This is a genomic window from Methanomethylovorans sp. (assembly GCF_050177135.1).
Taxonomy (GTDB): domain Archaea; phylum Halobacteriota; class Methanosarcinia; order Methanosarcinales; family Methanosarcinaceae; genus Methanomethylovorans.
In genome coordinates this window covers 1-7,847 of record NZ_JBFXHJ010000103.1, presented here as the reverse complement: position 1 = coordinate 7,847, position 7,847 = coordinate 1, and the positions used below count along the sequence as shown (strand labels likewise).

At 43.5% G+C, this 7,847-nt stretch carries 7 protein-coding genes; 4 read left to right on the top strand and 3 right to left on the bottom strand.

Translation table 11 applies throughout. The features are described 5' to 3' along the window. The 3 genes from AB7U21_RS08675 to AB7U21_RS08665 all read right to left on the bottom strand — a co-directional run. Positions 1-214: hypothetical protein (locus AB7U21_RS08675; RefSeq protein WP_428388343.1), on the bottom strand; the 214-nt coding region annotated here is incomplete at its 3' end. A 116-nt stretch (positions 215-330) separates the two neighbouring features. Further along, positions 331-462 (bottom strand): hypothetical protein, encoded by a 132-nt coding sequence (locus AB7U21_RS08670; RefSeq protein WP_428388341.1) that lies wholly within the window; start codon positions 460-462, stop codon positions 331-333. 14 nt (positions 463-476) lie between these two features. Continuing rightward, the gene (locus AB7U21_RS08665) at positions 477-743 is read right to left on the bottom strand and encodes a hypothetical protein (protein ID WP_428388339.1); all 267 of its coding nucleotides are present in this window, start codon (positions 741-743) and stop codon (positions 477-479) included. Here AB7U21_RS08665 and AB7U21_RS08660 point away from each other — a divergent pair. From AB7U21_RS08660 to AB7U21_RS08645, 4 genes are all read left to right on the top strand, one after another. After that, entirely contained in the window at positions 731-1,060 is a 330-nt protein-coding gene (locus tag AB7U21_RS08660) for a 7-cyano-7-deazaguanine synthase (RefSeq protein ID WP_428388337.1), read from the top strand. The genes AB7U21_RS08665 and AB7U21_RS08660 overlap by 13 nt on opposite strands. A gap of 897 nt (positions 1,061-1,957) precedes the next feature. Further along, the gene (locus AB7U21_RS08655; RefSeq protein WP_428388335.1) at positions 1,958-5,986 is read left to right on the top strand and encodes a cobaltochelatase subunit CobN; all 4,029 of its coding nucleotides are present in this window, start codon (positions 1,958-1,960) and stop codon (positions 5,984-5,986) included. Positions 5,987-6,402: 416 nt separating this feature from the next. Beyond that, positions 6,403-6,909: a hypothetical protein gene (locus tag AB7U21_RS08650; protein ID WP_428388333.1), complete on the top strand. Its 507-nt coding sequence runs from the start codon at positions 6,403-6,405 to the stop codon at positions 6,907-6,909. Between the two features lie 113 nt (positions 6,910-7,022). Beyond that, positions 7,023-7,847 (top strand): M24 family metallopeptidase (locus AB7U21_RS08645; protein WP_428388331.1); only part of this gene is annotated, 825 nt, incomplete at its 3' end.

The window sequence follows — 7,847 nt, the reverse complement described above, 5'->3', positions numbered from 1 at the left end:
CCATGAATTCCCCGACGATTTCAAATGCTTCCTCAACGTTCCGGGTCTTGTTCATGCTGATTTTGCCTGACGGGTAGAGGTTTATTATACGATCATAAATTGTGAGTGTAAGTATGCTCTTTTTTCTGACATAGTTCACAACACCAGACGGGTACATCTTTGCAATTACAGGTATAAATTCCCCTATTTCCGAGTCAAGTTCCATGAGAACCATTATTTTGTCCTTAGCTGCAAGGCAGGGCTTTCACCTGTTTGGGGGGGTTAGCCTCCTTTACGAGATCCATCGAGTCGAAGTTCCCTTTTAACTTCATCCATCTCCATAAAGACATCTCATATTTTTACAATTGCAGTATCCTGTTTCAATCTGAATATCTTATACAGTTCAGGGTCGTCTATAACTTCGGCTGCCTCCATATGGTCCTCCTCTTCAAGACCTCTCTCCTTCAAGGATCTTTCATGCACAAAGACACTCCCTTTCACGGAATATAATGTAGGTGTATAATTCCTTTTAATTTGTCAGGGCTTCCCAATCTCCCTTGTCTCTTTTCGAGGAATATAAGGTAGGTGAGTTCCTTAACATTGGGGTACCTAATGGCCCCTGAGATCTGATCAGCCACGGCAGCATAGACACCGTCCTCCATCAGGAAGAGATCAGCATCCAGTGAATTGTTCAGGCAGGTTATGACATAGAGGCCACTGAATGCGTTTTCGCGTCCATAGAGGGCTTCCTTTGCCGAAGCCATGGAAGCCGGTGCATATAATTAGCTGGGACCTGGAGGAGGCTGAGACGTTCCCTAATAACTCGAAGGAGTTCCTCGATGCATTCAACAAGCTCCTGGAGGTAGGCACCCTGAAAGGTGTGAAGGTTGAGGCGCCGGTGATTGGCATGACAAAGAGGGAAATCATTGAAGCCGGCTTTAATCTTGGGTTATCCTTTGGCTTAAGATACTCATGCTACGTCAGAGGCGGGGTTCACTGCGGAGTCTACGAATCCTGCATGAGGAGGAAGAGGGCCTTCGAACTTGCCGGTGTGGAGGACCCCACAGAGTACCTCGGATAATTCAGTTTTTGTATTATCTATTGTTTGTGCTCTCAAAACAAATTGTGCGGACTTCTAGATTGTTTATATGCAGATAAGTAGCGGTGTTAATCGGTGGGTCTAATCTGGCGCATGATTGTGGATAATTCTGGAGACTTAAAATCAGGCCCAACAAATCTTTTCACAGTAAAAGATGAAAATTGTGGATTCAGCAACCTATTAGAGGAGATTACCGTCATGCATTGCATCTTTATTGTCTCATATCATTCATTTCCATAAGACTTGCATTTAATGTCTGTCGCCCTCAAGTAATATGGTGCAGCTGATCCGTGATATGTATATGGGTTTTGTGTATAATTTTATTATCAACTGATTGGTGGTGATTAACTGAAGGGCTTTCATATCCTGTTGCTGGAGGGGTTCTAATCTTCGCGGCGGCTGTTAATTCTGCAGTAACTGCAGACAACTTTACAGTGGATGCTGTTTCCTGCTCATTCAAGTTCTGGGATTTCTCGAAAGATTCTTGTCTTGGTATCCGTTTTATCATCAATTCTAAATTTCACAAGACCCTTCCCGGTTTTCAGTTTCTCAGAGAGTTTTCCTGAAACCCGGGGCCTTTGGAGCAGCTGTGCATGTTATCTCCTGGCCAGGGAGCACAACCACTTCACCTTTACGTGCCCTCATGAGGGGTCTGGTAGTCTGTGTTTTTTAGTATAACCGCATTTTCAGGCATTTCATCTGTGAATTTCACATTCACTGGAGGAATAACTGGAGGTCCAGGATGGACATTATTTCTTTGCTAGCTTCATTGACCATGGATGATATGTTATAAGTAAAAGTTTGCCTTTTATTAAAGAAAATTTTATATATATTAAAGTAAAGATGATTTGAAATAAAATATGATGGGAGGTGAAATTTTTGAGAAGATCGGTTATTCCAGTGATTTTACTCATGACAATCATGCTTGCAGGTGGTGTTTCAGCGGCTGATAACAGCACAAGCACTAACATTACAACAAATTCATCCAACTACACTCTCATGATATTAACAGGAACCACGTCATATACAAAGGGGATAATTGACGCTTACAAAGAATCAAAAAATGAAGGCTATAATTTTACCCTGAGACTCTACACATACAACGATCTACAGAAAAACGACCCTGAAATTGATGCAAGGATAAAATACGACGCAAGAGCAGCTAATGTTATACTGGTACAAATGCTCACAGATCAGCGCCTAAAACAACTGCTCAATGACAGCAATGCACGGATAGTGACAGTAAGCACAGGAAACATCTTCAAGGACGATCCCCGTATAGGTGAAGATAACAGCACCTTAGCTTCCTACTGGAGTCAGGGAGGCAAAGAAAATCTTAAAAGAATAATGCTGAAACTTTTAAGCGAATCAGGCATGGCCCTGAGGCAGGGTGAGAATCTTTCACAGGTTAACATGCCAGGTACCCTTGTAGTACACCCCGATGCCCCAGAGACCTTCACCAGCTGGGATAAGTATTACTCATGGTATGTTCAGAGCGGCCACTACAGGGAAGGAAAACCATGGATCGGTATAGTAACATATAACACTTACTATAAGGGAGAGGATTACGATGTACATTCTGCCATACTCAGAAGCCTTGAAAACAAAGGTTACAATGTTATTCTCGGTTTTGGAAGTGTTTCTCAGCTGGTAAATGAATTTTTCAGAGATGGAAATAAAAGCAGGATAAGTGCCCTGATAGCGCCCATGGCATTCAATCTCCTCTACAATGATCCAGCCAACACAACAAAGATGCTCTCAACTCTGGGTATACCTGTTTTCGCGCCAATTGTTGTACCAGATCTTGAAGCATGGAATTCAAGCATTGATGGGGTATCCTCCATTCTTTATGCATATGTGGCGATGCCTGAACTTGAAGGAAGAATAGAGCCGATAGTCATAGGGGGCGGGATCAGCAGAAAAGACAATGAGACTGGAATCTCTTACTACTGCGATGTTCCATTGCCTGATAGGATAGATAAACTTACCGAGAGAGTTATAAACTGGGTTAAACTTCAGGAACTTCCAAACTCGGAGAAGAAGATAGCCATCCTTTACTACAACATTGGCGGGGGTAAGGATGGTATCAGCGCCAGTTACCTCAACGTGCCAGAGAGTATCTCGAAGATCCTCAGCGCCCTGAAAAATGTAGGATACACCACGGAAACAAAGACAGTAGACGAACTCATAAACATATTCTGGACAGTTGGGAACAATGTAGGATCATGGGCCCCAGGCGAACTTGAAAAAGTCGTGAAAGCAGGCGCGATAACAATACCGGCAGAAAAATACATTGAATGGTTCAGTAAGCTGCCAGCAACGCTCAGAGAAAGTGTTATAGCACAATGGGGTGAGCCACCAGGAAACGTTATGGTCTACAACGGGAGCATAGTGATCCCTGGTGTCATGCTCGGCAACATTTTCCTCGGCCCCCAGCCCATGAGGGGCTTTGGAGAGGCTCAGGTGGATCTTATCCACAATCTCACAATACCCCCAACGCATCAGTACATAGCATTTTACCTCTGGTTACAGAATGAATTCAAGGCTAATGCGGTCATACATCTGGGGACGCACGGGACACTTGAATGGTTACCTGGAAAGTCTGTGGGACTATCCTCTGAGGACTGGCCCGATTTACTCATGGGCAACATACCAGATATATACCCATATATAGTCAACAATCCAGGAGAAGGTACTCAAGCTAAGAGAAGGGGCTACGCAGTGATAATATCACATAACATACCTCCAATGATACCCGGCGGATTATACGGTGACTTGGCGGAACTGGCAGACAAATTAAGCCTTTACAAACAAACAACAGATCTGCAAAGGAAAGAAATCATTACAAGGGAAATAAAGAATCTCATCACAAAACTGGATCTCGATAAGGAATTATCACTCAATTACACAAGCCAGTCCTTTGATGAAATTGTGGACACGGTTGAACACAGACTTGATGAACTTGCCAGCACATTGATACCATACGGACTACATGTTTTCGGGGAACCCCTAAGCAATGATACACTAAATACCATGGTGGAATCAATAATATCATTTGACCCCGAAAACAGGAACAACACAGCTTTCAGAGAGAAGATAAGGGAAGTTCTGGCAGAGGATCATGAAATTTCAGCCCTTCTAGCGGCACTTGAAGGAAGATACATTTTACCAGCAAGGGGTGCGGACCCCATCAGGGTTCCGGATGTCCTTCCAACGGGCACCAACTTCTATTCATTTGACCCCCGCTGTGTACCTGACACCGCAGCATGGGAAATAGGAAAAAAACTTGCCGACGACTTACTCAGTCAGTACTACGATACTACCGGTCACTACCCTGAATCTGTAGGTACAGTATTATGGGCAATCGAGACCATGAACACCTATGGTCAGACAGTGGCAATGGTCTTGAGACTTATCGGAGCTGAACCAATATGGGACAAACAGGGTAGATTCACAGGAATAAAAGTCACACCGCTCTCAGAACTTGGCAGACCAAGAATCGATGTTCTTGTCACAATATCAGGCCTATTCAGGGACACATTCAGCTACACAATCGAAAAACTTGATGATGCCCTAAGGACAGTCATGGCCCTAAATGAATCGCCCACAGATAATTATCTCAGAAAACATTACCTCGAAGAACTATCAAGGTATGGTAATCTCAGTTCAGAAACAGCAAACCTACTTGCAGGTGCAAGGGTATTCGGAGATGCTCCAGGAACATATGGAAACGGTGTAAGTAACCTTGTGGAGAGCACCAGCAAGTGGGATGGACAGCAGGAGCTTATTGATTGCTATTCCAATCACATGTCCTATATCTATGGAAAAAACGTTTATGGACTTAGAAGTTCAGAGGCCTTCCAGAACAAGCTTAAAAACATCGATACAACAATCCAGATAAGATTTGCAATGTATGGCATTTTTGACAACGACGACGTCTACGCGTACCTCGGCGGACTCACAATGGCTGCAAGATCAGTTTCAGGAAAAAATATCAATGTCTACATAGCTGACACCTACTCATCAATAAATCCTAAGGTGGAGACTCTAAGCAATTTTCTCTCCAAAGAACTCAGGACAAGGACCTACAACCCTAAATGGATCGAGGGAATGCTAAATCAAGGATTTTCAGGTGCTCATGAGGTATCCAAGGAAATAGAGTATCTCTTTGGCTGGAGCGCAGTCACCCCTGGTCTTGTCCGGGACTGGATGTGGCAGAAGGTTGCAGAGACTTATGTATTTGATCCCCAGGTAAGCAGCAGATTTAAGAGTCTTCAGCCCTATTCCTATGCCTCAACAGTGGCCTGGCTCCTTGAGGCCAACCGGAGAGGCCTCTGGAGGACAGATTCAGCTACGCTGCAAAGGCTTGCCGATGAGTACATCGCGGCAGTGAATGAGTACGGTGTTGTCTGCTGTCACCATACTTGTGGCAATATCGTGTTTAATCAGTGGCTTGTGAGTGTTTCATCGTTGAATTCTGCGGCTCTCAGAAAGTTTGCAGGGGTAATTGCAGCAGCTACTGGGGCTGAAATAACGGTTCCGGGCACGGGATCTCCTGGACAGCCAGGCATGCCTGGACAGCTAGGAGTTGGATTTTCTGGACGATCAGGCGTGGCTGGACAGTCGGGCGCAGGATCTTCTGGTGTGGGTCCTGGTTATACAGGTAGCCAGGGACGAGCAGGCGGTTCTAGCGGGGCGTCTGGCAGCTCCCCAGGGACTGCTGCAGGCGCAAATCAAGGACCTGGAAGCGGATCATCTGCAGGGAAAACCGGTAAAGTTTTCGAGGTTGCCGCTTCTCCAAGTGGCGGTTCAAGAAGTCAGATGCCATTCTATGCACTAGCAGGGATCATAGCCATAGTAGCGCTCATAGGCATTGGTTACTTCCTCGGAGGGCGCGGAAAACTATAATGGGAGAGGATGATATCCTTCCACAATAAAATGTGCCCTTCCTAAAAACTTTTTTTAATTATTGCGGATGGAGGGTCCTCCCTTCCAGAGGGGGGAGAAAAATAAAAGCCCAAAAGAAACTATTCATGTGGGATATTCGGGTACGTCATTGTCTATGATGTGGGGGGGTCTCTATAAAATGGGGTTTTTCGACATCATGAAAGCAGAGTCAGAAAACCTCCTTCCGTAAAAGAAGAGTAGTTCACGGGATCATAAAAATGAGAAAAAAGTCACCTTTTACATGCTTTCAAGTAAGTGAATAAAGGTTATTTTCATCAATCTACTCGTAGAGGTCAAACTCCCCCCACAAATTTTTGTATATTGGGAATGCAAAAAAAAAAAAAAAATAATATTATCAAGTTAGAGGGAGGTTTTTTGTGAAAAAGTTTTTGCCGATTTTAATATTAGCCATTGTAGCCTTTGGATTTGGTTGCACGGGAACGCAAGAAAAAACATTTTCTGGGGATGGTATAACATTCACATACCCTGAAAGTTGGAAGAATCTATCTGTGAGCGAATTAGAGTCTTATATCCCCACATCAGAATTCGGCTCAGCCAATGTTATAACATATCTTGGAAATGACACAGAAGAATTTGCAGTCGTGGAATTAAAAGCATCAGGCGCCGGTTATGTGAGATCACCAAGTGAATTTATTGGACAAATAAAATCATCCATCCAAGACTCAAAGATCATAAAAACAGATGAAAACATGACAGTAGCCGGCCATAAAGCCGGCATGATCCAATATGCTTATGGGAACAATTATGTCACCATTATACATATAAAAATAGATGAAAATCATGGATACCAAGTATACTATTGGAGTCCCAAAACCGAACAGACCACATTGAACAAAATACTAAAAAGCTTCAAAATATCTTAAATAGCCTACAAACAAAATAAGGGCCATAAATTCTCATCATTATTATTATTTTTTTAACCTTATTTTAAAAGATATCTCACTTATCCAGATGCCATGAGAGGGGGTGTCCTAGTTTGGAAATACCCTATCATGAGCTTGCAAATCGCATGAAAAATTTCAAAGAAAAGTTAAATGGTATAGATCCAAGTTGGGAGATGGCGGTAATATTCACCAAGATAAACCAATACTATTTCACTGGGACGATGCAGGATGGCATGCTAATCATACCAGCTGATGATGAACCAACCTACTGGGTCAGGCGAAGCCACCAACGCGCCCTCAAAGAATCCAAACTCAAAAATATAAGGCCAATGAAAAGCTTCCGAGACGCCGCCAAAGCATACGAAATCCCAAATACAATATACCTTGAAACAGAAAGCTTGCCATTAGCATTCTATGAAAGATTCAAAAAATACTTCCCAATCAAAAAATATAAGACAGCAGACCCAATAATAAAAAGTATAAGAGCTGTGAAGAGCGAATACGAGCTCGAGCTCATGAAAAGATCCGGCAAAAAACACCAGCACATACTCGAAAACATCGTACCCAACATTCTCTACGAGGGTATGAGCGAAGCCGAACTCGGAGCAAAACTCTTCCAGATCATGATAAAAGAAGGTTATCATGGCATCACAAGATTTGGAATGTTCGACACAGAAATGCTACTCGGCCACATAGGATTCGGCGAAACACCACTCCAACCATCCTATTTCAACGGAGCCAGCGGAAACCGTGGACTATCACCAGCAACACCACTACTCGGAAGCCGCCAACGCAAACTAAAAAAAGGCGATCTCGTTTATGTGGACATCGGCTTCGGAATAGAAGGCTATCATACAGACAAGACAATGACATACACCTTCAAAGGAAAAACACCCGAAAATGCGGAGAAAGCCCAC